Origin of the sequence: Stenotrophomonas sp. NLF4-10 (genome assembly GCF_022359915.1) — a bacterium.
Taxonomy (GTDB): Bacteria; Pseudomonadota; Gammaproteobacteria; order Xanthomonadales; family Xanthomonadaceae; genus Stenotrophomonas; species Stenotrophomonas daejeonensis.
Window position 1 is genome coordinate 318,801 of the sequence record NZ_JAKSEE010000003.1, and the last position, 26,200, is coordinate 345,000.

General features: G+C 69.7%; 22 protein-coding genes (1 of these 22 running past the window's edge). 15 read left to right on the top strand and 7 right to left on the bottom strand.

Going from position 1 to position 26,200, the window contains the following annotated elements; all coding sequences use genetic code 11:
* Positions 1 to 199: 199 nt before the first annotated feature.
* Positions 200 to 838, bottom strand: a complete 639-nt coding sequence (gene eda, locus MIC98_RS01510; protein WP_239735061.1) for a bifunctional 4-hydroxy-2-oxoglutarate aldolase/2-dehydro-3-deoxy-phosphogluconate aldolase — start codon at positions 836 to 838, stop codon at positions 200 to 202.
* Positions 825 to 1,847, bottom strand: a complete 1,023-nt coding sequence (locus tag MIC98_RS01515) for a sugar kinase (RefSeq protein WP_239735062.1) — start codon at positions 1,845 to 1,847, stop codon at positions 825 to 827. The genes eda and MIC98_RS01515 overlap by 14 nt, the downstream gene beginning before the upstream one ends.
* Positions 1,848 to 2,116: 269 nt before the next feature.
* Between MIC98_RS01515 and MIC98_RS01520 the strand changes: the two genes are divergently transcribed.
* Positions 2,117 to 4,861 (top strand): TonB-dependent receptor, encoded by a 2,745-nt coding sequence (locus tag MIC98_RS01520; protein ID WP_239735063.1) that lies wholly within the window; start codon positions 2,117 to 2,119, stop codon positions 4,859 to 4,861.
* Positions 4,862 to 5,001: 140 nt separating this feature from the next.
* Positions 5,002 to 8,796, top strand: a complete 3,795-nt coding sequence (locus MIC98_RS01525; RefSeq protein WP_239735064.1) for a LamG domain-containing protein — start codon at positions 5,002 to 5,004, stop codon at positions 8,794 to 8,796.
* A gap of 160 nt (positions 8,797 to 8,956) precedes the next feature.
* Here the strand turns inward: MIC98_RS01525 and MIC98_RS01530 are convergent, their stop codons facing one another.
* From MIC98_RS01530 to MIC98_RS01540, 3 genes are all read right to left on the bottom strand, one after another.
* Complete coding sequence (locus MIC98_RS01530) at positions 8,957 to 9,562, bottom strand: cysteine dioxygenase family protein (protein ID WP_239735065.1); 606 nt, start codon at positions 9,560 to 9,562, stop codon at positions 8,957 to 8,959.
* A 140-nt stretch (positions 9,563 to 9,702) separates the two neighbouring features.
* Complete coding sequence (locus MIC98_RS01535; protein ID WP_239735066.1) at positions 9,703 to 11,307, bottom strand: carboxylesterase/lipase family protein; 1,605 nt, start codon at positions 11,305 to 11,307, stop codon at positions 9,703 to 9,705.
* Complete coding sequence (locus tag MIC98_RS01540; protein ID WP_239735067.1) at positions 11,304 to 12,302, bottom strand: alpha/beta hydrolase; 999 nt, start codon at positions 12,300 to 12,302, stop codon at positions 11,304 to 11,306. Before MIC98_RS01540 ends, MIC98_RS01535 begins: the two co-directional genes overlap by 4 nt.
* Positions 12,303 to 12,432: 130 nt before the next feature.
* On the opposite strand from MIC98_RS01540, the gene MIC98_RS01545 reads away from it, so the two are divergent.
* From MIC98_RS01545 to MIC98_RS01585, 9 genes are all read left to right on the top strand, one after another.
* Positions 12,433 to 13,257, top strand: coding sequence for a 2-keto-4-pentenoate hydratase (locus MIC98_RS01545; RefSeq protein ID WP_239735068.1), 825 nt, complete (start codon positions 12,433 to 12,435; stop codon positions 13,255 to 13,257).
* 34 nt (positions 13,258 to 13,291) lie between these two features.
* Positions 13,292 to 14,296, top strand: a complete 1,005-nt coding sequence (locus MIC98_RS01550; RefSeq protein WP_057640911.1) for a TRAP transporter substrate-binding protein — start codon at positions 13,292 to 13,294, stop codon at positions 14,294 to 14,296.
* A 12-nt stretch (positions 14,297 to 14,308) separates the two neighbouring features.
* Positions 14,309 to 14,827, top strand: coding sequence for a TRAP transporter small permease (locus MIC98_RS01555; protein WP_239735069.1), 519 nt, complete (start codon positions 14,309 to 14,311; stop codon positions 14,825 to 14,827).
* 3 nt (positions 14,828 to 14,830) lie between these two features.
* A complete protein-coding gene (locus MIC98_RS01560; RefSeq protein WP_239735070.1) occupies positions 14,831 to 16,114 on the top strand; it encodes a TRAP transporter large permease in 1,284 nt (427 codons plus the stop codon).
* 141 nt (positions 16,115 to 16,255) lie between these two features.
* Positions 16,256 to 17,314 carry a LacI family DNA-binding transcriptional regulator gene (locus tag MIC98_RS01565; RefSeq protein WP_057640929.1) on the top strand — a complete coding sequence of 353 codons (1,059 nt, stop codon included), beginning with the start codon at positions 16,256 to 16,258 and terminating at the stop codon, positions 17,312 to 17,314.
* Positions 17,315 to 17,484: 170 nt separating this feature from the next.
* On the top strand, positions 17,485 to 18,240 hold the full coding sequence (gene kduD, locus MIC98_RS01570) for a 2-dehydro-3-deoxy-D-gluconate 5-dehydrogenase KduD (RefSeq protein WP_057640908.1): 756 nt from the start codon (positions 17,485 to 17,487) through the stop codon (positions 18,238 to 18,240).
* A 110-nt stretch (positions 18,241 to 18,350) separates the two neighbouring features.
* Positions 18,351 to 18,989, top strand: a complete 639-nt coding sequence (locus MIC98_RS01575; RefSeq protein WP_239735071.1) for an RpiB/LacA/LacB family sugar-phosphate isomerase — start codon at positions 18,351 to 18,353, stop codon at positions 18,987 to 18,989.
* A gap of 197 nt (positions 18,990 to 19,186) precedes the next feature.
* A complete protein-coding gene (gene folE, locus MIC98_RS01580; protein WP_057640906.1) occupies positions 19,187 to 19,786 on the top strand; it encodes a GTP cyclohydrolase I FolE in 600 nt (199 codons plus the stop codon).
* A 133-nt stretch (positions 19,787 to 19,919) separates the two neighbouring features.
* Positions 19,920 to 20,297, top strand: a complete 378-nt coding sequence (locus MIC98_RS01585) for an MAPEG family protein (RefSeq protein ID WP_239735072.1) — start codon at positions 19,920 to 19,922, stop codon at positions 20,295 to 20,297.
* A 60-nt stretch (positions 20,298 to 20,357) separates the two neighbouring features.
* On the opposite strand, the gene MIC98_RS01590 is transcribed toward MIC98_RS01585, so the two are convergent.
* Positions 20,358 to 21,101 (bottom strand): SDR family oxidoreductase, encoded by a 744-nt coding sequence (locus tag MIC98_RS01590; RefSeq protein ID WP_239735073.1) that lies wholly within the window; start codon positions 21,099 to 21,101, stop codon positions 20,358 to 20,360.
* Positions 21,102 to 21,200: 99 nt separating this feature from the next.
* Entirely contained in the window at positions 21,201 to 21,977 is a 777-nt protein-coding gene (locus MIC98_RS01595; RefSeq protein ID WP_239735074.1) for a TSUP family transporter, read from the bottom strand.
* A 78-nt stretch (positions 21,978 to 22,055) separates the two neighbouring features.
* Here MIC98_RS01595 and MIC98_RS01600 point away from each other — a divergent pair, with 78 nt between their 5' ends.
* The 4 genes in view from MIC98_RS01600 to MIC98_RS01615 are tightly spaced (at most 57 nt apart) and all read left to right on the top strand, a layout consistent with a single transcriptional unit that may run on beyond the window.
* Positions 22,056 to 22,451 (top strand): YchJ family metal-binding protein, encoded by a 396-nt coding sequence (locus MIC98_RS01600; protein ID WP_239735075.1) that lies wholly within the window; start codon positions 22,056 to 22,058, stop codon positions 22,449 to 22,451.
* Between the two features lie 55 nt (positions 22,452 to 22,506).
* Positions 22,507 to 23,802 carry an ergothioneine biosynthesis protein EgtB gene (gene egtB, locus MIC98_RS01605; protein ID WP_239735076.1) on the top strand — a complete coding sequence of 432 codons (1,296 nt, stop codon included), beginning with the start codon at positions 22,507 to 22,509 and terminating at the stop codon, positions 23,800 to 23,802.
* A complete protein-coding gene (egtD, locus tag MIC98_RS01610) occupies positions 23,802 to 24,776 on the top strand; it encodes an L-histidine N(alpha)-methyltransferase (RefSeq protein ID WP_239735077.1) in 975 nt (324 codons plus the stop codon). Before egtB ends, egtD begins: the two co-directional genes overlap by 1 nt.
* Positions 24,777 to 24,833: 57 nt before the next feature.
* Positions 24,834 to 26,200: the 5' portion of a lytic murein transglycosylase gene (locus MIC98_RS01615; protein ID WP_239735078.1), read on the top strand. The gene runs 790 nt beyond the window's last position; 1,367 of the gene's 2,157 nt are visible here — the first part of the coding sequence; the start codon lies at positions 24,834 to 24,836; its stop codon lies off the right edge, out of view.

The following is a 26,200-nucleotide window of genomic DNA, read 5'->3' on the forward strand; positions in this document are numbered from 1 at the left end:
CAGGAACGAATGGAGAGGACACAGCTGTAGGTCGGGGTTACATCCCCGATGCACGGCGCAGGGTGGACATGGCACGTCGGGGGCGTAGCCCCGACCTACGAGATTCAAGCATTCCCGCAGGTGCCGGGCTTGCCCGGCACGGGGCCGTACCGGGAAAGCCCCATGCGGGGCGAGTCCCGCATCCACAGTTGCCGCTGCCTCAGCCGGGCAATACCGCCGCTTCGCGTGCCAGCCGCTCGATGCCGGCCCAGTCGCGCGCCTGCAACAGCTCGCGCGTGGTCAGCCACGAGCCGCCCACGCACAGCACGTTGGGCAGGTGCAGGAACTGCGCTGCGGTCTGCGCGCTGATGCCGCCGGTCGGGCAGAAGCGCACGTCGCCGAACGGGCCGTTCCACGCCGACAGCATCGCCGCGCCACCGGCCTGCACCGCCGGAAAGAACTTGAAGGTGTCCAGCCCGTGCTCGAGCCCGCGCATCAGTTCCGAGGACGTCGCCACGCCCGGCAACAGCGGCAGGTCGGTATCGCGCGCGGCGGCGTACAACCGGTCGGTGGCGCCCGGCGACACCGCGAAGCGACCACCGGCGGCCTTCACCTGTTCCATCTGCGCGGCGCCCAGCACGGTGCCGGCGCCGATCACCGCATCCGGCACCGCCTCGGCCATCGCCTTGATCGCCGCCATCGCGGTGGCGGTGCGCAACGTCACCTCGATCACCGGCAGGCCGCCGCGGAACAGCGCCTGCGCCACCTGCACCGCGTCGTCCACGTCGTCGGGGGTGAACACCGGGATCACCGGTGCCAGCCTGAGCACGGCGCGCACGCGCGGGTCAGCGCCGGACATCGAACCTGCCCTCGCCCACCAGCGCCATTACCTCGGCCACGCCGACCGGGTTGAAATCGCCGGGGATGGAATGCTTCAGGCAGCCGGCGGCCAGCCCGAAGCGGATCGTCGCCTCGGCGTCGAAGCCCTCGATCAGGCCGTGCAGCACGCCGGCGGCGAAGGCGTCGCCGCCGCCGATGCGGTCGACGATGTCGGTCAGCTCCTCGGCCGGCGCCACCGCGCGGGTGCCGTCGCGGCCGAGCAGCATCGCGCCCAGCGAATGGTGGCCGACGCTGTGCGCCGTGCGCTGGGTGCAGGCCAGGTACTGCAGGCGCGGGAACGCGGCGAAGGCCATCGCCGCGGCCGCATCCACGCGCGCCTGCGCGTCGGCCTGCGGGAACTCGCCGCCCAGCACCACGCCGATGTCGCGGTGGTCGGCGAACACGATGTGCGCGCAGTCGAACAGGTCGTGCAGGATCGCTTTCGCGTCGCCACCCCAGCGCTCCCACAGCTTCGGCCGGAAGTTGCCGTCGAAGGACACCTTGATGCCCTGCGCGCAGGCCGCGCGCGCGGCGTCCAGCGTGGCGCGCGCCGCTTCCGCGCCGAGCGCCGGGCTGATCCCGGACAGGTGCAGCCATTGCGCGCCGTGCAGCAATGCCGGCCAGTCGTAGCCGTCCGCGCGCGCGTTGGCGAAGGCCGAGTCGGCGCGGTCGTAGACCACCTCGCTGGGCCGGTGGCCGGCGCCGGTGGTCAGGAAATACAGGCCCATGCGGCCCTCGGCGCGGCGCACCCGTGAGGTATCCACGCCGTGCAGGCGCAGTTGTCCGGCCGCCGCCGCGCCCAGCGGGTTGTCGGCGACCACGCCGACCATCGCCACGGCGTGGCCGAAATGCGCCAGCGATACGCCGACGTTGGCTTCGGCGCCGCCGCAGTGCACGTCCAGCGACGGGCTCTGCAGCAGCAGTTGGTGGCCGGGGGCGCCGAGCCGCAGCAGCAGCTCGCCGAAACAGACAACACGCGGGGGATTCATCGGGACTCCTGTCGCAGGCCGGGGGCTCGCCGGCATGATGGCATGATAATTTGACCATCGGTGTCATGTTGCCCGGATGTCCCTTCATGGCACCCGGATACAGTCCCGGAATGTCCCAAAGACAATGGGTTGCGACGCTCCACCCCTCTGTTGCGGTGCAAGATGCCCGCCTCTGGAAGTCCTGCTAGTTTCGGTTTTGACCAGCGGTGTCATTAACCGCGGGCATAACGAATTCATACCGCATGTTGGCCTTTGGAGAGGGGAAGCACATGTATTCCTGCCGCAAGCAGAACAAGACACCGGTTACCTTGCTCGCGCTGTCGATCAGCTTGGCGCTGGCCGGTACCGCCACCGCCCAGGACGCCGGCACCGCCGCGACCGAACTGGACACCGTGACCGTCACCGGCTACCGCGCCAGCGTCGAGAAGGCGCTGGACATCAAGCGTGGCGAGGCCGGCATGGTCGACGCCATCGTCGCCGAGGACATCGGCAAGTTCCCGGACAGCAACCTGGCCGAATCGCTGCAGCGCATCCCGGGCGTGGTCATCACCCGCGACGGCGGCGAGGGCCGGCAGATCACTGTGCGCGGCCTCGGCCCGGACTTCACCCGCGTGCGCATCAACGGCATGGAGGCGCTGAGCACCGTCGGCAGCAGCGACGGCCAGGGCGGCGCCAACCGCAGCCGCGGCTTCGACTTCAACGTGTTCGCCTCGGACCTGTTCTCGCAACTGGTCGCGCGCAAGACCGCCTCGGCCGACGTGGACGAGGGCTCGTTGGGCGCCACCGTCGACCTGCGCACCGCGCGCCCGTTCGACTACGACGGCCTGACCGTCGTCGGCAACGTGCAGGCCGCGTACAACGATGCCTCGGAGTCGGCGATGCCGCGCTTCGCTGGATTGATCGCCAACAGTTGGGCCGACGGCAAGGTCGGTGCATTGTTGTCGGTGGCCTATTCCGAGCGTGACACGGTGGAGGAAGGCACCGGTACCGTGCGTTGGGCCGGTGGTGACAGAAACGGCGGCTTCAACCCGGCTTCGACGTTCACCGACGCATTGCGCCCGGACGTCTATGCACCGCGTTTCCCGCGCTACACACTGATGGAGCACGACCAGAAGCGCCTGGGCGTAACTGGCGCGCTGCAGTTCAAGCCCAGCGACCGCACCAGCTTCAACCTCGACATGTTGTACTCGAAGATCGACGCCAAGCGCGACGAGAAGTACATCGAGGCCAACGGCCTGAGCAAGAGCAGCGCCGACGGCAAGCCGCAGGTCCTGGTCAACGACGGCGAGGTGCGCAACGGCGCGCTGGTCTACGCGCAGATGGACAACGTCGACATCCGCGCCGAGAACCGCCATGACGAATGGAGCACGGATTTCCACCAGATCAGCCTCGACGGCGAGCACAGGCTGACCGACAGCTTCACCATCACCGGCAAGATCGGCACCTCGAAGTCCAAGCACGAGAACCCGGTCCAGGCCACCATCATGATGGACAAGCTGGACGTGCAGGGCTACAGCTACGACTACCGCGACAGCCTGACCCAGCCGGTGTTCAATTACGGCGTGGACCCGACCGACCCGACCGGCTGGACCCTGTCCACCATCCGCATGCGCCAGAACTACGTGACCAACGAGTTCAACAATGGCCAGCTGGAGTTCAACTGGGTCGCCGGCCCGTCGTTCACCCTGGCCGGCGGCGTGCAGGCCAAGAACTACAGCTTCGACTCGATGGAGCGCCGCCGTGGCAGCGAAACCTCGGTGCCCGACTTCAGCAGTGGCGGCAGGATCGTGCCGGTGGACATGACGGAACTGGCCAGCCTCAACGGCCTGAGCGGCAACCCCGGCAAATGGGTGGTGCCCAACTTCGGCGCCATCGCGAGCCTGTTCGATATCTTCAGCAATGAAGGTGCGTTCGCGCTGGCCGACTACGCCGCCAGCATGCGCAGCGTGGAGGAACAGGACCGCAGTGGCTGGCTGATGGGCCAGTTCTCCACCGAGATCGGCTCGGTCCCGCTGTCGGGTAACATCGGCGTGCGCCATGTGCGCACCAAGCAGAGCTCTTCGGGCATCGCCACGGCCAGCGGCACGCCGGTGGCCACCACCGTCACCCGCGAATACAACGACACCCTGCCGTCGCTGAACCTGGTGGCCGAGGTCACCCCCGACTTGCTGGTGCGTTTCGCCGCGGCCAAGGTGATGTCGCGCCCGGGCCTGGGCAGCCTGACCCCCGGCGTGACGGTCAACGTCAGCGGCAGCGCCAGGACTGTCAGCGGCGGCAACCCGTTCCTCGACCCGGTACGCGCCAAGAGCTACGACCTGGGCTTCGAGTGGTACTTCGACGAAGGCGCGATGCTTGGCGCGACGCTGTTCTACAAGGACATCGACAGCTTCATCCAGAACACCCGCGAGAGCCGCACCTATGCCGACAGCGGCCTGCCGGCCAACCTGCTCGAAGGCACCACGGCCAGCACCAGCGACGAGTTCGTGTTCACCGTGCCGATCAACACCCCCGGCGGCAAGCTGCAGGGCGTGGAGTTCAACTACGTGCAGCCGTTCACCTTCCTGCCGGGCAAGTGGTCCAACCTGGGGGCGCAGCTGAACTACACCTACGTCGATTCGGACATCCAGTACCTGCTGTCCTCCGGCGCGGCCGCGCAGAAGGCGGCGATGACCGGGCAGTCGAAGAACTCGTGGAACGCCACGCTGTTCTACGAAGGCGACCGCTTCTCCGGGCGCGTGTCGGCCACCAACCGCAACGATTACCTGATCCAGGTGCCGGGCACCGAACCGGGCTTCAACAGCGAAGCCAATGGCGTGCATGGCCAGAGCGGCACAACCATCGTCGATGCCTCGCTGCACTACCGCATCAACGACCGGCTGGAAGTCAGCCTGGAAGGCGCCAACCTGACCAACGAGGCGCAGGAGTCGTGGGTGGCCAACCCGTCGGTGTCGCTGCCGCTGGAGTACAGCCAGACCGGCCGTACCTACACGGTGGGCCTGCGCTACAAGTTCTGATGCTGCAAACCCTTCCCGGCGCAATGCCGGGAAGGGCCTCCGATGGTGCGACGCAGGATGTGATGGCGCAGGCGCGTCGCTAACTTGGCCCACCGCGCGCGGAACCGGCACGCCGCCCGCACGCTTCCAAGAGACGCACGATGTCACCCCACCCGACCCGCCGTACCCTCGGCCTGCTGTTGCTGGTTTCCGCGCTGTCCGCCGCTCTCCCGGCGGTGGCGCACTCTTCGCCGCCGGAGCTGCTGTTCCGCGTTTCGGCCGACAACGGTTTCGCCGCCGATACCGCGCGGGGCGACGCCGTCCCCAACTTCCAGGACAAGGTGGCGCTGGTCGACGACGGCGCGCACGGCCACGCGATCCAGTGGCAGGATGACGGCGTGCTGTCGTGGAACGCACCGGGCAACATCCGCGCCGAGCGCGGCACCCTGTCGTTCTTCTGGCGCTCGCGCTACGCGGTGGGCGAAGCGCCGTTCGTGATCTTCCGCGTCGGTTACGCCGACCACAGCAGCTGGGACATGGCGTGGCTGCGCATCGACTGGAACGGTCACGGCTTCGACGCCTTCGTCACCGACGCCAACCTCGCCCGCACCCGCGTTTCCTTCCGGTTGGAAAATAACCCGTCACCTCAACAATGGCAGCACATCGCCTTCGCCTGGGACGAGGACAAGGGCGTGCGCCTGTTCCTCGACGGCAAGGAGGTGGCGCGCGCCGACGCCACCGGCGACTACGATGCCGCGCTCGACCAGCTCGGCTTGGCCGGGCGGGTGATGGCCCCGTACCAGGTGCAGAGCCGCTACAACTTCCTGCGCGGCAGCGACGTCGACGAGATCCGCGTCTACGACCGCATGCTCGACGCCGAGGGCGTGGCCGCGCTGGCGCGCAATGCCGCGCCGCGTAGCGGCGAGCCCGCCGGCGCGTCGCAGCGTGCGTGGTGGCATCGCTACGGCTGGGATGGCGCACCGCCACCCTTGCTGGCCACGCCGGTGACGACGATCCGCAAGGTCGAGTTCGCCGACGTCAAGGACAAGAAGCAGTGGATGTGGAAGGGCACCGACGGCATTGCCGAAACCACGTGGCCCGGCGTCTACAACCGCTCGCGCCTGCCCGGCCGCAACGATTACTTCCAGCTGCCGGACTGGAACACCTACGTCGAAGGCGGGCAGAACCTCGACCTGACCGTGCCCGATGGCGAAACCATCAACCGCATCGAGATCCGCGGCGCGGCCTTCGGTGAACTGCAGGGCAGCGCCGGTACCCTGTTCACCCGCCCAAAGGGCGTGGTGCGCAGCGTCGACGAATTCGCCGCGCAGGCCGGCGGCACGCTGCGCTTCGCCAACGCCGAACAGGAAACACCGATACAGGAAATCTGGGGCTATCACGTCAGCGATGCCGCCGAGCCGCAGGGCACGGTCAAGCAGCGCTACGTCATCGACAGCAGGGTGTTGCCGGACTACACCAACGTCGCCGCGCTGCGCGACTACATCGACGGCCGTTTCGCCCCGGACGAACGCAGCATGGTGATGGCGCTGCCGAAGGGCGCCGGCTCGCGCATGCGCGCGGCCGATACGCTGCCGGCGCACCCGCAACCCATCGTGCACGTGCTGGTGCCCTCCGGCGTTGGCGACGCGCCGGCGGCGCAGCCGCTGATCCGCAGCTGGGCCTACAGCTGGGAGAACATGCACGACGGCCTCGACGGCGTGGCCATCGACATTCCGGCGCTGGACCTGCCGGCCACGCATGATGGCGTCATTCCGCTGGACATCCGCATCAAGGACCCGATCTGGCCGGCGCGCGACATGATCGACGTGTCGGTGTCGGTGAAGCCGGGGCAGGCGCGCACGCTGTGGCTGGACCTGCGCGACCGCATCCTCACCGCCGACAGCCTGTGGATCGCCATCGCCTCGGCCGCGCCCGGCTTCAACGCCGCCTCGCTGGATGGCGCCGAAGTGCGGCTGGTGTTCAAGGATCGACGAGAAGCATTGAAGGAACACGTCGCCGACCGCTTCAACCAGGTGCGCGACAACTGGGGTTTCCTGGTCGAGGAACACACCACCTCCAAGCGCCAGCGGCTGTACGCGCGCGTGTATGCCGACCTGAGCGACCTGCTGCGCGTCGATCCCGAGAACGAGCTGGGCCGTCTGTACTGGAACTACATCAGCTACAACAGCCAGGGCCGGCCGCCGTTCGTGCAGCCGCAGCCGCCGAAGGGCGTGCCGCTGTGGGCGTTCCGGCAGGTGGAGGAACTGAAGTACGTGCGCCGCTTCGTGGACTGGTGGATCGACAACCGCCAGGTCGGCTACGGCGATTTCGGCGGCGGTATTTCCGACGACACCGACCTCACCCAGCAATGGCCGGGGCTGGCGCTGATGGGCGTGGAGCCCGAGCGCCTCAACGCCTCGCTGACCGCGCTGTCCGATGCGGTGTACAGGAACGGCATGTTCTCCAATGGCCTGAGCACCATCGAGACCGACGAGCTGCATGCCTACGAGGAAGGTATCAACGCCAACAGCGCGATGCTCTACCTCAACTGGGGCGACCCGCTGACCGTCGAGCGGCTGATGGAAACGGTCAAGGCGTTCGACGAGCGCATCGTCCTGCCCAACCCGCAGGGCCACCTGCTGTTCTCCAGCAACTGGTACGGCGGCAACAAGGTCTACCGCGAGCCGAACTGGCAATGGCAGAAGCCGTACTCGTTCCCGGCGTTGCACCCGGCGTTCCTGGTCGGCGAATACAACGCCGATCCCACAGGCCGCAAGCTGGTGACAGGCCTGGCCGACGGCTACCTCGCCCACGCCTATACCGACGGCAAGGGCCGCTGGGCGCTGCCGAACGAGATCAACTGGGCCACTGGCGCCACCCGCGGCGGCGAGCTGAACCAGGGCTCGGGCAGCGGCGACGTCATGCACACCTTCTGGGCGGCGTGGCGCTGGACGGGCAACGACAAGTACCTGAAGGCGCTGGATTACCGCGTGGTGCGCGGCGGGCCGAACGCCTTGTCCAACCTTGGCGAGAACTTCATCGACGCGCTCGGCCGCCAGCAGGATTGGGGCCGGCAGCTGCGGGCCGACGCCGACAAGGGCGGCGGCGGTTTCGCCAACGTCGTGGCATGGCAGACCAGTGGCGACAAGCGCTATCTGGAAACCCTGCATGCCGAGGGCATCCAGGCCAAGGCGCAGCGCGAGTACATGAACACCGAGGGCCATTGGTGGAGCGACCGCGTCGAGGCGCCCAGCGAGTTGCTGCAACGGCTGCGGCTGGGCGGCATCGCGCTCAAGCGCAACCAGAGCTGGCCCGGCCACACGGTGAGCTGGCGCTTCGCCCGGCCCGGCGCCGCCGAGCAGGTGGCGCTGCTGGTGCATGCACCCTCGCGCGAACGCTTCAAGGTCATCGCCTGGAACCTCGGCGACACGCCGGTGGACGCGGTGATGACCGGCTGGAACGTCGCCGCGGGCACGTGGCGCATCCGCAGCGGCATCGACCGCGATGGCGACGACGCCATCGACGGCAGGCCGCAGGTGCGCGAGGTGGCGCTGGAGCGCAGCGTCGGCACGTCGTTGCGCTTCGCGCCGAAGCAGGCGCAGGTGTTCGAGTTCGAGTTGGTCGAAGCGGGTACGCCGGTGGAAACCCGTGCCGATCTCGGCATCGGCCGCGGCGATTTGAAGATCGAGGAAGGACGCGTGCGCCTGACCGTGCACAGCCTCGGCCACGTCGCCACGTTGCCCGGTCATGCCGTGATCGAGGATGCACGTGGCCGCGAGGTGGCGCGCGTTGCGATTCCCGCATTGGAAGCGCCACTCGACCTGCGGCCGCGCACGGTGACGGTGGAACTGGCGTTGCCGGCGGGTTTCGACCGTGGCGGTGCCAGCGTGTGGGTGCTGCAGGAAGGGGAGGCGGAGGAAGTGACGCTGCTCAACAACCGGTTGCCACTACCGTAGGTGCCGGGCTCGCCCGGCACGGGGCATTACCGGGCAAGCTCCATGCGGGGCAAGCCCCGCATCTACGCAACGCGCCTTCCACAACGAACACCTCGTAGGTGCCGGGCTCGCCCGGCACGGGGCATTACCGAACAAGCTCCATGCGGGGCGAGCCCCGCATCTACGCGGCGGAATCGGTCTGCATCTGCCGGCTCTCGCGCCTGTACCAGTCCCCGCTCCCCGCTTCCGGCACGAACACCGTGCAATGCTCCAGCGGCCGCTGGTAGACGTGCACCGAGATCGCGGTTTCCTCGTCGCTGGCGTTGCGCAGCACGTGGTATTCGTCCGGCGGGATCAGGTTGCCGGTGCTGCCGCGTTCGCCGGCCCGGGCGGGCAGGGGTTCGAGGCGGCAGCGGTCGCCGCGGCTTTCCAGCAGGCGGTGCGGGGTGAAGCGCAGGGCGCCCTGCCACACGCCTTCCACGCACCACAGGCCGTCGTGGTCGTGCAGCGGCGTGCCCTGCCCCGGTCCCCAGGTCATGGCGATGATGCTGTAGCCGTAATGCGCGCTGCGGTACAGCTCGCGACGCGCGTAGTGCCCGGTGATCGGTGCGTGCACGCAGCCCGGCAGCACGATCAGCGGATCGGCGATGGCGGCCAGCAGCGCGCGCTCGACCCCCGCCACCACCGTGGCGGTGTCCATGGCGCCGATCGCCGCGTCGAGCGCGTCCACCAGCCGCTGGCGACCGGCGAAGTCGGGAAGCCGGGCATCGGTTGCATCTGAAATCATGCCGCCAGTCTAGGGCAGGCCGGTGAACATTCCGTTCGCCGCAGGCCGGGGTTACGCCCCCGACGCTTTGCGCATCAAGCTCCAGCGCGGCATGCCAAATGCACATGGAGCGTCGGGGGCGTAGCCCCGACCTACTTGCATCAGAACGTGCCGCGCTGGATGAAGGGCGCCTGCCGGTAGAGCCGGCGTTCGCCGCCGCGCGGGTCGTCGGCCAGCCGGCTTTCGTCGTCGAACACCAGCGTCTGCCGGCGCGGCAGCGTATACGGCTCCCAGCGCGGCAGGCCGGGATGGTTGGGGTCGCCGTGGCGGGCGAAGGCGAGCAGGGCGTCGCTGATTGCCGCGGCCATGTGCGTGGCGCTTTCGCCCGTGCCGGTGCGCGAACCGGGTTGGCCGGTGTTGTCGAACGCCAACGGGATGTCGAGCGTGTGGTGCGCGCGCAGCCGATCCGCTGCGCCGCCGCGGTCGTACCAGTCCAGCTGGTAGGCCCACGTCGGCGCACCCTGCCGCGCACGGGCTTCCAGTTCCTCCACCGCACCGCGCCACGAGCGGCCGGCGGTGGTGGCGGCGAAGAACACCTCCGATGGCGTGTAATGCGGGTACAGCCGGCGGTATTCGGCGATCACCTGCGAAGGCGGCAGGTCCACGTATTGCTGCGCTTCCAGCCTGGCCGGCAGCGCATCCCAGTCCAGCGCGAAATTGGCCGGGTCGCCGCCGAGGAAGGCACGGGTTTCGTCGTGGGTATTGCCGATCACCATCGGCACGCCGGTCGACTGCGCCGGGGCCTCGGGCCAGAACGGGTGCGCCGGCAGGTGCCGTCCGTCCAGCACCGGGCCGAAGTAGAGCGCGGTGTCCTCCACCCGCGAAGGGTCGCGGAGCTTCAATGCCTCCAGCAGCATTTGCATCGGCAGCGTGCGCAGCGTTTCGGGATCGGCCCTGAAATGGTCGAGCACCCGTTGCGCGCGCTGCGTGGCCGCGCGCGGGCCGGCGGCGGTGACCTGCTGGCCACTCATGGTCCATGCGCGGTGGAACAATCCGCTGGCCGCCGGCATCGCCATCAGCGTGGCGATCTTGGCGCCGCCGCCGGACTGGCCGAACACGGTGACGTTGCCGGCGTCGCCACCGAACTCGGCCGCGTGTTGGCGCACCCACTGCAAGGCCTGGATCAGGTCGAGCTGGCCGGCGTTGCCGGAATCGGCGAAGGCCTCCCCGCCCGGCTGCGCCAGATACAGGTAGCCGAACAGGTTGAGCCGGTGGTTGACGCTGACCACCACCACGTCGCCGCGCCGGCACAGGTTGCCGCCGTCGTACAGCGCATCGCTGCCAGAGCCGTTGTTGAAGCCGCCGCCGTGGATGTAGACCAGCACCGGGCGCCTGCCGCCGTCGCGCAGGGCCGGCGTCCACACGTTGAGGTACAGGCAATCCTCGCTGCCCGGCCCTTCGCCGCCGTTCTGCGGTGCCGAAGGACCGTAGTCCAGCGCGTCGCGCACGCCGCGCCACGGGGTTTCGGGCAATGCCTGCCGGAAGCGCCGTGGCGCGGTGTCGCCGCCATAGGGAACGCCGCGGAAGACATGGATGCCGTGTTCGGTCTGCCCGGCGACACGGCCACTGCGCAGGCGTGCGATCGGGCTGGGCTGGCCGCGTGCGGCGGCGGCCGGCAAGGCGCTCGCCAAGCCGGCGGCGAGCGTGCAGAACGCGCCGCTACGCAGGAAATGGCGGCGCTGCGGGTCGTCGGGCATGGCGCTCATGGCGTGGCCTCCACGGCCTGCGCGGCGATCCAGTCCAGCGCCAGTCGCGGCCACGCGGCCGTGGTCAGGCCGGCGGTGCCGCGTATGCCGAAGCCGTGGCCGCCGTGCGGGAACACGTGCAGCTCGGCGTCCACGCCGGCGCGGCGCAGGCGGTCGAACATCATCAGGCTGTTGCCGACCGGCACCGCGTCATCGTCGGCGGCATGCAGCAGGAAGGTGGGCGGGGTGTCGGCGCGTACTTGCGCCTGCATCGAATAGCGTCGCTGCAGTTCCGGCGCGGGATGCGGGCCGAGCAGGCGGTCGCGCGAGCCTGGGTGGGCATCCGGCCCGGCCATGTCGATCACCGGGTAGACCAGCAGCTGGAAATCCGGGCGTGCGCTTTCGCCGTCGATGGCGTCGGTGGCCGGATGGACGATCTGGTCGAAACCATTGCCCAGCCGCGCGGCCAGGTGCCCGCCGGCGGAAAAGCCGATCGTGCCGACACGCCGTGGGTCCACGCCCCATTCGCCAGCGCGGTGGCGGATCAGGCGCAACGCGCGCTGCGCGTCGGCCAGCGCCGCCTCGCGGTCGTCGCGGCCCTCGCCCGGCAGCCGGTAGCGCAGCACGAACAGGGTCACCCCGCCCTGTTCGACGAAGGCCGGCACCAGTGCGCTGCCTTCCTTGTCCAGCACCACCCGCTGGTAGCCGCCGCCGGGGATGACCAGCAGCGCGGTGCCGTTGGGCCGGCGCGGGCGGTACACCACCAGCCAGGGCTCGCTGACATGGGTGACGTAGCGATCGGGCAGCGCCGGGTCGGCGCTGCGCTCGACCAGCCGCATCGGTTCCGGCAACAGTTTGTCCCCCGGTGCCAATCCATCCGGCCACAGGGCCACGCGGTCCGGCGAGCCGGCTCCCGGCTCGGCTTCGCCGGCGGCCCGTGCCGGTCCGCCGCCAAGCCCGGAAACCGCGGCAAGAGCCAGTAACAACAAGGGTTTGAAGAGATTCGATGGCGACATGGGAAACCTCGCAGGACGGTGCCGGGGGGCAACGTGGTGCGTTGCACATTGCCATATGACACCGGTTTACCATATACAGCATCCACAGCACTGTCGATGGGCGGTGCAGCAACGCCACCAGGAGAATCACTTGAGCAACGACCCAGGCAGCCAGGACCCGGCCGTTTCCGTGCTGGACGACATCGCCCGCCAATTCGTGGAGGCGCGCCGCGCCGGCCGTTCGCTCGCGGATTTCCCCGGCGCGATCCCGCCGGATCTGGTCACCGCCTACCGCGTGCAGGACCTGGCCATCGCGCGCTGGGACGATGCGGTGGTCGGCTGGAAGGTCGGCTACATCGCCGCCGAGCGCCGCGATGGTTCCGGCGACGAGCGGCTGCTGGGGCCGGTGTTCTCGCGCAATCTCTGGAATGCTACCGGTAGCATCGTGGATATCCCGGTGTTTTCCGGCGCCGGTGGCTTCGCCGCGGTCGAGGCCGAATACGTGCTGCAACTGGAAGCCGATGCACCCGCCGACAAGCTCGACTGGACCCCGGAAGCCGCCGCCGCGCTGCCCGCACGGTTGTTTACCGGGGTGGAAGTGGCCAGCAGCCCGCTGGCGACGATCAACGTGCTGGGGCCGCGGGTGGTGGTCTCCGATTTCGGCAACAACAATGGGCTGGTGCTGGGGACGGAGATCGTGGACTGGATGCGGCTGGACGAAGCGCGGTTGCTGGCGCGCACCGAGATCGACGGCAACGTGGTCGGCACCGGCGGCGCCAACAACCTGCCCGGTGGCCTGCGCGCGGCCTACGCGTTCGCGTTGTCGCGCTCGGCAAAGCGCGGGCGGCCGTTGAAGAAGGGCGAATTGATCGCCACCGGCAACGCCACCGGCATCCACGACATTGCCGTCGGCCAGCAGGCGGTGATCCGCTTTGAAGGTTACGGTGAAATTTCCTGCAGGGCCGTGGCCGCCTGAGCGGCGCCCGCGGCGAACGAGCGTGGAGGGCGCAATGATCACTCGCAGAGGTTTTCTCGCCACCGGCCTGGGCGCGCTCGGCGCGTCGGCGCTGGCCGGCTGTTCCGGCAGCGGCAACGGCACGGCCGTGGGCGGCCGCCTGCTGACCGCCACCGACGTGCACGTGGCCGACTACCCCACGGTCACCGCGGTCAAGTGGATCGGGCAGGAGCTGGAGCGCCGCAGCGGAGGCCGCCTGCGGCTGGCGCAGTACCACTCCGGCCAGCTTGGCCGCGAGTCGGAGGCGATCGACATGGCGCGCTTCGGCGCCATCGACATCACCCGGGTCTATTCCGGCGCGCTGAACAATGCCTTCCCGCTGACCCGGGCGCTGTGCCTGCCCTACGTGTTCGACTCGGTCGCGCACATGCGCGCGGCGCTGGACGGCGGCATCGCCGACGCGGTGCTGGCCGGCTTCGAGAGCCGCGACCTGGTCGGCCTGGCGATCTACGATTCCGGCGCGCGCTGCTTCTACAACACCAAGCACCCGATCGTGGAGCCGCACGACCTGCACGGCCTGAAGCTGCGCGTGGCCAGCTCGGACATCTTCCTGCAGCTTATGCGCCTGTTCGGCGCCAACCCGACGCCGATGTCGCTGGGCGAGACGTTCTCCGGCATGGAGACGCACATGATCGACGGCGCCGAGAACAACATGCGCAGCTTCCATTCCAGCCGCCACTTCGAGGCCGCGCACTACTGGTCGGAGAGCCGCCATTCGTATGCGCCGGACATCCTGCTGATGTCGCGGCGCAGCTTCGACGCGCTGGCCGCGGACGATCGCCGCCTGCTGCTGGAGCTGGCGCGCGAGTCGGTGCAGGTGATGCGCCGCGAGTGGGACGCCTCCGAGGACAAGGCGCGGCAGGAAGTGCTGGCGCACGGGGTGAAGGCCAACGAGGTCGACGTCGCCGCGTTCGCCGCCGCCGCCGCCCCGCTGCTGCGCGACTACCTGCGCCAGCCGGAGATCGCCGCCCTGCACCGCCGCATCCGCGAATTCGCCTGAGGCCCGCCGCGCATGTCTGACACTAACGCAACCCCCACGCCGGCCGGTGCCCAGCGCCTGTTGGAAAAGCTGGCCAACCTCGTCATCTACGTCGCCGCATTTGCCCTGCTCGGGCTGGTAGTGGTGCAGGGCTGGCAGGTGTTCGCCCGCTACGTCATCAACGATTCGCCGAGCTGGACCGAGCCGGTCACGCTGCTGCTGCTGAGCACGGCGATGAGCCTGGGCGCGGCCGCCGGCGTGCACACCAACCGCCACTTCGGCTTCTACCTGCTGCACGACCACTTCGGCCCGCGCTTGAGGATGCTGGTCGATGCGCTGGTGCAGCTGGTGGTGGCCGCCATCGGCGCGGTGCTGGCCTGGTGGGGCTGGCTGCTGTGGATGGATGGCCTGCACATCAAGGCGGCCGGCGCCGACCTGCCGCAGAGCGTGAACTACCTGCCGTTGAGCATCGGCGGCGCGCTGATGGCGCTGTTTGCATTGAACCGCCTGTGGCTGGCGCTGCGCCCGGCCGCCGGCGAAGGAGACCGTTGAATCATGGGTATCGCAATCCTGTTCCTGGTGTTCGCCGTGCTGCTGCTGATCGGCGTGCCGGTGGCCTACGCGCTGGCCGCCGCCGCGCTGGCCACCCTGCTCTACCTCGACCTGCCGGCGGTGGTGCTGGTGCAGCAGGTTTCCGCCGGCACCGGCACCGCCTCGCTGATCGCCATCCCGCTGTTCATCTTCGCCGGCGAGATCATGATGCGCGGCGGCATCTCCGAGCGCCTGATCGCGCTGGCCGCCGCGCTGGTCGGGCGCCTGCGCGGCGGCCTGGGGCAGGTGTCGATCCTGTCCTCGCTGTTCTTCGGCGGCGTCTCCGGCTCGGCCATCGCCGATGTCTCGGCGGTCGGCGGCACGATGATCCCGCAGATGGTGCAGCGTGGCTACGACCGCGACTTCGCGGTCAACGTCAGCATCACCGCGGCGCTGGTGGCGCTGCTGGTGCCGCCCTCGCACAACCTGATCCTGTTCTCGGCCGCGGCCGGCGGCGGCCTGTCGATCGCCGACCTGTTCGCCGCAGGCATCGTCCCGGCGCTGCTGATGACCGTGGTGCTGATGGTCACCGGCTACGCGGTGGCGCGGCGCCGCGGCTACGGCGTGGAGGCCTTCCCCGGCCTGCGCGCGGTGCTGCTGCGGCTGGTCGCCGCGCTGCCCGGCCTCGGGCTGGTGGCGCTGATCTTCGTCGGCATCCGCGCCGGCATCTTCACCGCGGTGGAGTCGGCGGCCATCGCCGTGGTCTACGCGCTGCTGGTCACCAGCGTGCTGTACCGGCAACTGCGCTGGCGCGTGTTCCTGGAGACGGTGGTGCATGCCGCGCGCAGCACCGGCGTGATCCTGTTCGTGATCGCCACCGCGGCGGTGTTCGGCTGGCTGCTGGCCTACCTGCAGGTGCCGGCGGCGGCGGTGGAATTCCTGCAGTCCTTCGCGCACGGCAGGTTCATGGTGCTGCTGATGATCGTGGTGATGCTGCTGTTGCTGGGCACCTTCATGGACCTGGCACCGCTGATCCTGATCTGCACGCCGATCTTCCTGCCGGTGGCGCGCGCCTACGGCATCGACCCGATCCACTTCGGCCTGGTGCTGGTGCTGGCCGGCGGCCTGGGGCTGGTGACGCCGCCGGTGGGCTCGGTGCTGTTCATCGGCACCGCCATCGGCAAGATCAGCGTCGGCGAAAGCATGAAGACGATCTGGCCGTTCTGGCTGGCCGGGCTGGCGGTGCTGCTGCTGGTGGCGTTCTTCCCGGAAATGTCGCTGTGGCTGCCGGCGTTGCTGCGCAGCTGAGCATTGCCGCCGCCGGTGGCGGTCGTTTCCCGTACGCACGGGTATATCGGGCTGCATCGGGCTACCATCGGGGCCCGGCCGGCGCCGCCGTTGCCGTTGCGGCCCCGCTAGAATCCGTTCCCGCTGGATGGTTTGAAGGACATGTCATTGCGCAAGAAGGCCGATTCCGACACCACGACCAGACCCTTGGGCAGGCCGGCGACGATCAACGACATCGCGCGGCTGTCCGGCGTCTCCAAGAAAACGGTGTCGCGGATCATCAACAACTCGCCGCTGGTGCGCAAAGACACCCGCGACAAGGTCGAGGCGTTGATGCGCGAGGTCGGCTACGCGCCGGACCCGCTGGCGCGCGGGCTGGCGTTCCGGCGCTCGTTCCTGATCGGCATGGTCTACGACAACCCCACCGCGCAGTACCTGGTGGACATGCAGTACGGCGCGCTCGACGCGCTGCGCGGTTCCAGCTTCGAGCTGGTGGTGCACCCCTGCGACACCCGCAGCCCCGGCTACATCGAGGGCGTCAAGCGCTTCGTGCAGCAGCAGAAGCTGCACGGCGTGATCCTGGTGCCGCGCGCTTCGGAAGACCAGGCGCTGGCCGACATGCTCGACGAGATCGGCTGCCGCTACACCCGCATCGCCTCGGCGGCGCTGGACGAAAGCGCGCAGATGGTGGTGACCCACGACCACGACGGTGCCGCCGAGGCGGCCGACTACCTGCTCTCGCTCGGCCACCGCGACATCGCCCTGGTCACCGGCCCCGGTGCCTACCGCTCCGCCCACGACCGCACCGCCGGCTTCCTCGGCGCGCTGGCCCGGCGCGGCATCGAGCTGCCGCCCGAGCGCATCATCGAGGCCGGCTACACCTTCGAGTCGGGCGTGGCCGCGGCCGAGAAGCTGCTGCTGGGCAAGCAGCGGCCGACCGCGATCTTCACCGGCAACGACGAAATGGCCGCCGGCGTCTACAAGGTCGCCATGCGCACCGGCATCAACATCCCGCGCGAGCTGTCGGTGGTCGGCTACGACGACAGCCCGCTGGCCTCGCGGCTGTGGCCGTCGCTGACCTCGGTGCGGCGCAATACCCGTGACACCGGGCGCACCGCCGCGGCCATGCTGATCCAGCCCGAGGGCCAGGCCGCGCTGCAGATCGCCAGCGTGCGCCCGCACCTGATCGTGCGCGATTCCTGCCAGCCGCCGCTGGATTGACCCCCCAAGCCATTGTTCCGGAAAGGGAACCAGGTGTCCCGCAGTGCAAAATGACACCGGTTTACCAATTGGCTATGATGGCCCCGCAATGCATCGGCGGCGGTACCGCCCCGGGCAATGATCGCCAGCAGGCGCCCCAACCCGCACTACCGCTCAGGGAGAGGAACAGCATGTCGAATCCATTCAGTCTCGAAGGCAAGGTCGCTTTGGTAACCGGTGCCAATACCGGCCTGGGCCAGGGCATCGCCGTGGCGCTGGCCGCCGCCGGTGCCGACATCGCCGGCGCCGGCATCGTCCCGGCCGAGGAAACCGGCGAGAAGGTGCGCGCGCTGGGCCGCCGCTTCCTCAACATCGAAGCCAACCTGATCAGCATCGAGCCGGTCGAGCGGGTGGTTGCCGAAACCGTCGCCGGCCTCGGTCGCCTCGACGTGCTGGTCAACAATGCCGGCCTGATCCGCCGCGCCGACGCGGTGGAGTTCAGCGAGAAGGACTGGGACGACGTGATGAACGTCAACATCAAGTCCGCGTTCTTCATGAGCCAGGCCGCCGGCAGGCACTTCATCGCCCAGGGCCGCGGCAAGATCATCAACATCGCCTCGATGCTGTCCTTCCAGGGCGGCATTCGGGTGCCGTCCTACACCGCCTCCAAGAGCGGCATCGCCGGCATCACCCGGCTGCTGGCCAACGAGTGGGCGGACAAGGGCGTGACCGTCAACGCCATCGCCCCGGGCTACATGGCCACCGACAACACCGCGCAGCTGCGCGCCGACGAGGACCGCAGCAAGGCGATCCTCGACCGCATCCCGGCCGGCCGCTGGGGCAAGCCGGAGGACCTGGGCGGTGCGGCGGTGTTCCTGGCCTCGGCCGCCTCGGACTACGTCAACGGCGCGATCATCCCGGTCGACGGCGGCTGGCTGGCGCGCTGATCCCGTGGTTCCCTCTCCCGCCGGGAGAGGGTGCCCGAAGGGCGGGTGAGGGTACGCCTACCCGCCTGCATCCGGATTCATTCCCCCACACCGAAACAGAGAGTCATGCAATGAAAATCGCCTTGATGCAGGAATTCAGCCAGGCCGCCAAGAACCCGGTGGTGCTGGAACAGCTCAATACCGTCGCCGCCGCGCAGGGCCACCAGGTGTTCAACGTCGGCATGGACGGCGACAACGACCACCGCCTGACCTACATCCACCTGGGCATCTGCGCCGCGCTGCTGCTCAACGCCAAGGCGGTGGATTTCGTCGTCGCCGGCTGCGGCACCGGCCAGGGCGCGATGATGTCGCTCAACGCATGGCCGGGCGTGTACTGCGGCTACTGCATCGAGCCGACCGACGCATTCCTGTTCGCCCAGGTCAACAGCGGCAACGCGCTGTCGCTGCCGTTCGCCAAGGGCTTCGGCTGGGGCGCGGAAATCAACATCCGCTACATCTTCGAGAAGGCCTTCGCCGGCGAGCGCGGCCAGGGCTATCCGGCAGAGCGCAAGGAATCGCAGATGGCCAACGCCGGCATCCTGGCGCAGGTCAAGCAGGGCGCGTCGAAGAACTTCATCGACGGCCTGAAGGCGATCGACCCGGAGCTGGTCAAGCAGGCCATCGGCGGCGAGCGCTTCCAGAAGGCGTTCTTCGACAACGCGCAGGACGCGGACATCGTCGCCTACGTGAAGGGCGTGCTCGGCAAGTAAGCGTGCGCCGGACAGGGCAACACCCCTCCCCGGGGCCCTCCCTTGCGCGCCGCGCAAGGGAGGGGATTGCTGCCGGGAGACGGCACGGGACAAGGGCGCCAATGGGCGCCCTTCGTCGTTGCGTGCCTGCGCCTGCGGTGCCCGCCGCGTAGCCGGCTGGTAGCATATCCACCCCCGAAATCCAGGCGCTGTCCGTCATGGCCGACCCCGAGAACCCGTCCGTCACCCAAGCCCAGGCCGAAGAGGCCGTGCGCACGCTGCTGCGCTGGGCCGGTGAAGACCCCGCCCGCGAAGGCCTGCTCGACACCCCGCGGCGGGTGGCCGAAGCCTACGGCGACTGGTTCAAGGGCTACCACGACGACCCACGCGAATACCTCGAGCGCACCTTCGAGGAAGTGGCCGGCTACGACGAGATGATCGTGCTGCGCGACATCGAGTACGAAAGCCACTGCGAGCACCACATGGCGCCGATCATCGGCCGCGTGCACGTGGGCTACGTGCCCGACGGCCGCGTGGTGGGCATCTCCAAGCTGGCGCGCGTGGTCGAGGCCTATGCGCGCCGCTTCCAGGTGCAGGAGAAGATGACCGCGCAGATCGCCGACTGCATCCAGGACGTGTTGCGGCCGCTGGGCGTGGGCGTGGTGGTGGAAGGCGCGCACGAGTGCATGACCACCCGCGGCATCCACAAGCGCGGCGTCAGCATGGTCACATCGCGCATGCGCGGCACCTTCCACGACGACGCCCGCACCCGCGCCGAGTTCCTGCGCTTCATCGAAGTGGGCCACGCGCGCCGCTGAGCCGCTTGCTTTGAAAGCCCCTCTCCCCACGGGAGAGGGGTTGGGGTGAGGGGCGAACGGAGTCGGCGGTGCTGGAATTCCGGTATCCCCACCGCCCCACTCCCATGACGTTCAAGAATCACGGAAGAACCCCATGCACTACGTCGAACTGGTCGCCCTGCTCGCCGTCGCCCAATACCTGTTCTTCGGCGCGATGGTCGGCCGCGCGCGTGGCCGCTACGGCGTGAAGGCACCGGCGGTCACCGGCCACGAAGGCTTCGAGCGCGCGTACCGGGTGCAGATGAACACCCTGGAGCTGATGGTGGCGCTGCTGCCGGCGCTGTTCGTCGCCGCGCGCTTCTGGCCGGCGAGCTGGGTGGCCGGGGTCGGCGCGGTCTACCTGCTCGGCCGCTTCGTCTACTGGCGTGCCTACGTCGGCAACCCGGCCAGCCGCGCATTGGGCTTCATGCTGTCGATGCTGCCGGTCATCGTGTTGCTGCTGATGGCGTTGGCCGGCGCGATACTGCGCTGAACGCGCCCGCGGCGTCGAAACCGGGGAAAGCGCAAGGCTCCCCCGGCCCATCGGCCGCCATCACCGCGCCGAAAAGCCGCCATCCACCAGGTGGTAGCTGCCGGTGATGAACGAGGCCTGTTCCGACAGCAGGAAACAGGTCAGCGCCGCCACTTCCTCCACGCTGCCCAGGCGCCCGATCGGGTGCAGCCCGACCAGGCCGTCGTAGGCCGCGCGGTCCATGCCCGCCAGCAGCGGCGTGTCGATGAAGCCCGGCCCGACCGCGTTGATCCGCAGGCCCTGCGCCGAATATTCCAGCGCCGCGGTCTTGGTCATGCCGACCAGCGCGTGCTTGGCCGCCACGTAGGCGGTCGAACCGGCCCAGCCGTTGCTGCCGAGGATCGAGGCCATGTTGACGATGGCCCCGCCGCCGCTGGCGAGGATCGCCGGGATCTCGTACTTCATCGAGAAGAACACGCCGTGCAGGTTCACGCCGAGCACGCGGTGCCATTCCTCCAGCGGGTAATCGGCGGTCGGCAGGCTGGCGCCGCCGATGCCGGCGTTGTTGACCGCAAGGTGCAGGCCGCCGTATTCGGCCACGCTGGCGTCCACCAGTTGCCGTACCGCATCGGCGTCGCCGACGTCCAACTGCCGCGCGCGGGCGCCGCTGCCGAGGGATTCGGCCACCGCTTCGGCGGCGGCGAGGTCCAGGTCGGCGACGACGACCCGCGCGCCGTTCGTCGCCAGTTGCCGGGCCACGGCCTCGCCGATGCCCGATGCCGCGCCGGTGACCAGCGCGACCTTGCCGGAAAAATCCAGGTGCATGAGGGTCTCCACGGGCGGCGAGGGAGGCCGCCTCGGCGCCATCATGGGCACAGCTGCATGCGGTCCGCGTTGCGCCGGATCAAATCGGCAGGCCAGCGTTCAGCCGCCGAAGGTGTCCCACCCCATGCGCGCGATCAGCACCACCACCAACGCCAGGAACAGCCGGCGGATCAGCGGCGTGCCGCCGCGCAGGGCCATGCGCGTGCCGGCCACCGAGCCGGCGATGTTGGCTACCGCCATCGGCACCGCGAACACCAGCAGCACGTTGCCGCTGGGCACGAAGAACGCCAGCGCGGCGACGTTGGTGGCCAGGTTCACCACCTTGGAGGCGGCCGAGGCGCGCAGGAAATCCAGCCCGAAAAAGCGCACGAACAGGAAGATCAGGAAGCTGCCGGTACCCGGGCCGAAGAAGCCGTCGTAGAAGCCGATCACCGCGCCCATCGCCAGCGCGATGCCCAGTTCGCGGCGGCCGACCTCGCGCGGGCGGTGCAGCGCGCCGAAATCCTTCTTCGCCAGCGTGTAGCCGAGCATCACCACCAGCAACGCGAGCACCAGCGGCCGCACCGCGCCCTTGGACAGCAGGCTCACCGCGGTGGCGCCAAGGAACGAGAACACGAACGCCGCCGCCGCGGCCAGCAGCACCGGCCGCCACGGGAAGCGCACCGAGCGCGCGTAGCGCCACGCCGCCGCGCCGGTGCCGAACATCGAACTGAACTTGTTGGTGCCCAGCAGCGCCGTCGGCGCCTGCTGCGGCAGGGTGGTGAACAGGCCGGGCAACTGGATCAGCCCGCCGCCGCCGACCGCCGCGTCCACCAGCCCGGCGACGAAGGCGATGACGATCAGCCAGGGCAGTTCGGCGGGCAGCAGTTCCAGCATGGGGGTCGCGGACGAGGGCGCGACAGCATACGCCCGCGACGGCTGGTGGTGGCAGCGCTGGCGGTGGGAAAATGCGCCATGTCGATCGCCCCCACCTCCCCCTGCCCCTGCGGCCTTGGCCCGGCCTATGGCCCGTGCTGCGGCCGCTACCACGCTGGTGCCGTCGCACCCGATGCCGAGGCGCTGATGCGCTCGCGCTACAGCGCCTATGTCACCGGCGATGCCGACTACCTGCTGGCCAGTTGGCATCCCACCACCCGGCCACCCGCGTTGTCGCTGGACGACCCGCCGGGCCAGCGCACGCAATGGCTGGGGCTGGACGTGAAGCGCCACCGCGTCACCGGCACCGACAGCGCCGAGGTGGAATTCGTCGCCCGCTACCGCATCGGCGGCGGCCGCGCGGTGCGCATGGCCGAGCACAGCCGCTTCGTGCGCGAAGGTGGCCGCTGGTACTACCTCGACGCACAGGGCTGAGCGCCGGCGCGGGCCATGACGCCGCGCTAACCGGGCTTGGGCAAGCATCGGCGGCATGCAGATCTCCAGCGCCGCCCTGCTGAAGGCTTCCGGCACCGCGACCGCACCGGCCACGCTGGCCGAGCGTTACGGCCGGGTGCGCCGGGCCAGCATGGCCCTGGCCGCGCCGCTGTCGGCCGAGGACGCGATGCTGCAGAGCATGCCCGACGCCAGCCCGGCCAAGTGGCACCTGGCGCACACCAGCTGGTTCTTCGAGCAGTTCGTGCTGGGCCTGCAACCGGGCTACCGGCCGCTGCATCCGCACTGGCAGGCGCTGTTCAACAGCTACTACCAGAGCATCGGCCCGGCGCATGCGCGCGCCCGGCGCGGCCTGCTGTCGCGGCCGACGCTGGCACAGGTGCTGGAATACCGCGCGCAGGTCGATGAACGCATCGGCCGCTGCCTGCGCACCGGTGCGCTGGACGAACCGGCGCAACGGCACCTGCTGCTGGGCCTGCAACACGAGCAGCAGCACCAGGAACTGCTGCTGACCGACATCAAGCACGCGCTGTGGAGCAACCCGCTGCAACCGGCCTACCGCGACGACCTGCCGCCCGCGGCGAGCGATGCCGCGGGCAGCGCGTGCTGGCTGCCGTTCCCCGAGCGCATCGTCGAAATCGGCGCGCCGCCCTGGCCGGCAAATGCGGGCTTCGCCTACGACAACGAATCACCGCGCCACCGCGTGCTGGTGCCGGCGCATGCCCTGGCCAACCGCCCGTTGAGCAATGCCGAATACCGCGCCTTCATCGACGACGGCGGCTACCGCGAGCCTCTGCTGTGGATGAGCGACGGCTGGGCGCAGCTGCAGGCCGGCCAATGGCGCCACCCGCTGTACTGGGACGACGCGCTGGAACGCGAATACACGCTGGGTGGCTGGCGTGCGCTGGACCCGGACGCGCCGGTCTGCCACCTGGGCTGGTACGAGGCCGATGCCTGCGCGCGCTGGGCCGGCGCCCGGCTGCCCACCGAGTTCGAATGGGAAGCGGCGGCCGCGGCCTGCGCGCCCGCCGGCAATTTCGCCGACACCGGGCTGCTGCATCCGGCGGCGCAGGCCGGGGATGCGGGCCGGCCGCGGCAGCTGTTCGGCGACGTCTGGGAATGGACCGCCAGCGCCTACGGCCCCTACCCCGGCTTCCGCCCGCTGCCGGGCAGCGCCGGCGAATACAACGGCAAGTTCATGTGCGGCCAGCAGGTGCTGCGCGGCGGCAGCTGCGCCACCCCGGCCGGGCACGTGCGCGCCAGCTACCGCAATTTCTTCCCGCCTGCGGCGCGCTGGCAGTTCTCCGGCCTGCGCCTGGCCAGGGACGCCTGATGGCCATGCCGGAACCGTTCCCGGCCGCCCTGGTCGATCGCCGTCCCGACCGCGCCACCATCACCGCCGACGTGCTCGCCGGCCTGTCGGCGCGGCCGCGCACGCTGCCGTCCAAGTATTTCTACGACGCGCGCGGCTCGGCATTGTTCGAGCGCATCACTCACCAGCCGGAGTACTACCTCACCGGCACCGAGCTGGAGCTGCTGCAACAGGTGCTGCCGCAGATCGCCGCGCAGGTCGGGCCGCAGGCGCGGGTGGTCGAGTACGGCAGCGGCAGCGGCCGCAAGACCCGCCTGCTGCTGCGGGCGCTGGCGGACGTGGTGGCCTACACCCCGGTGGAGATCTCGCGCACCGCGTTGCTGGACAGCGTCGGCGCGCTGGCCGTGGATTTCCCGGACATCGAGATGCTGCCGGTCTGCGCCGACTTCACCGCCCCGCCCGCACTGCCGCCGGCCCGGCGCCCGGCGCGGCGCACGCTGCTGTTCTTCCCCGGCTCCACCCTCGGCAACTTCGTCGCCGAACAGGCCATCGCCATCCTGCGCGGCATGCGCGCGGCGATGGGCCCGCACGGGCTGGCGCTGGTCGGCATCGACCTGGACAAGGACCCGGCCGTCATCGAAGCCGCCTACAACGACGCGGCCGGCGTCACCGCCGCCTTCACCCTCAACCTGCTGGCGCGCCTGAACCGCGAGATCGGCAGCGACTTCGACCTGCACGGCTTCGCCCACCGCGCCCGCTACGTGGTCGAACGGCAGCGCATCGAGACCTTCCTCGTCAGCCACCGCGAACAGGTTGTGCACGTGGCTGGTCATGCGTTCGCGTTCGCCGCCGGCGAGGCAATGCGCGTGGAATACAGCCACAAGTACGACGACGCCCGCTTCGCCGGCATGGCCGCGGCCGCCGGCCTGCGCGTGCGACAGGCGTGGGACGCGCCGGGGCGCATGTTCGGGCTGCGGCTGCTGCAACCGGCCTGAGCGGGCCGGTTTATCATCGGCCCTCGCCTGGAGTTGCGCGGCCGCAAGGAGCCAAGCATGAAACCGACCCCGGTAGTGCCGCTGCTGGCCCTGCTTGGCGCATTCGCCGCACCGGCCGCGCAGGCCGCCATTGCCGATTTCGGTACCTGCGGCGCCACCCTGCGCGAGGCCGCCCTCGGCAACGGCATGGCCGCCGAACGCTTCGACCGCCTGTTCGCCGACGTCGCGCCGGATCCGAGCGTGCTGACGCTGCTCGACGCCCAACCCGAATTCACCACGCCGGTCTGGGACTACCTCGCCGCACTGGTGGACGAACAGCGCATCGCCGATGGCCGCGCCATGCTCGCCACCCACCGCGAACTGCTCGACCGCCTTGCCGGGCAATACGGCGTCGATCCGGCCACCGTGGTCGCGGTATGGGGCGTGGAGAGCGACTACGGCCGCGTCACCGGCAAGCGCCCGCTGCTGCAATCGCTGGCCACGCTGTCCTGCAACGGCCGCCGCCAGCCGTTCTTCCGTGGCGAACTGCTGGCCCTGCTCACGCTGATCGACGGCGGCGACCTCGGCGCCGAAGGCCTCACCGGCTCCTGGGCCGGCGCCTTCGGCCAGACCCAGTTCATGCCCTCCACCTATGCCCGCATCGCGGTCGATGGCGACGGTGACGGCCGCCGCGATCTGGTCGCCAGCATTCCCGACGCATTGGCCTCCACCGCCAACTACCTCAAGCGGGCCGGCTGGCGCAGCGGGCAACCGTGGGGCGTGGAAGTGCGCCTCCCCGCAGGCTTCGATGCCACCCTCGCCGGCCGCGGCAAGCGCCGGCCGTTGAGCGCATGGCGCACGCTCGGCCTCGTGCTGGCCGACGGCACGCCGCTGCAGGTGCCGACGATGGCCGACGACAGCGCCGCCGCGCTGCTGCTGCCGGCCGGCGCGAAGGGGCCGGCGCTGCTGGCGTTCCGCAACTACGACGCGATCTATTCCTACAACGCCGCCGAAAGCTACGCGCTGGCCATCGCCACCCTCGCCGACCGCCTGCGCGGCGGCGGCGGTCTGGCGACGGCATGGCCCACCGATGACCCCGGCCTCGGCCGCAATGAACGCCGCGAACTGCAAACGCTGTTGCTCGCGCGCGGCCACCCCATCGGCAGCGCCGACGGCATGGTCGGCGACGCCACCCGCCGCGCCATCCGCATCGAGCAGCAGCGGCTGGGCTGGCCCGACGCCGATGGCCGCGCCGGCACCCGCATCCTGCAGGCCCTGCGCGATGCAACACCTCCCGTTGCCACCGCGTTCAAGCTGCCGGCCAACCACGCGCAACTCATCCAATCCCCCATCGTGCGGAGCAGGATTCCAATGAAGGACGTGCAAGGCCTGAGCGCAGGCGATTTCAACGGCTTCGCCGCATGGAAGGTGGAAACCCCGTTCTC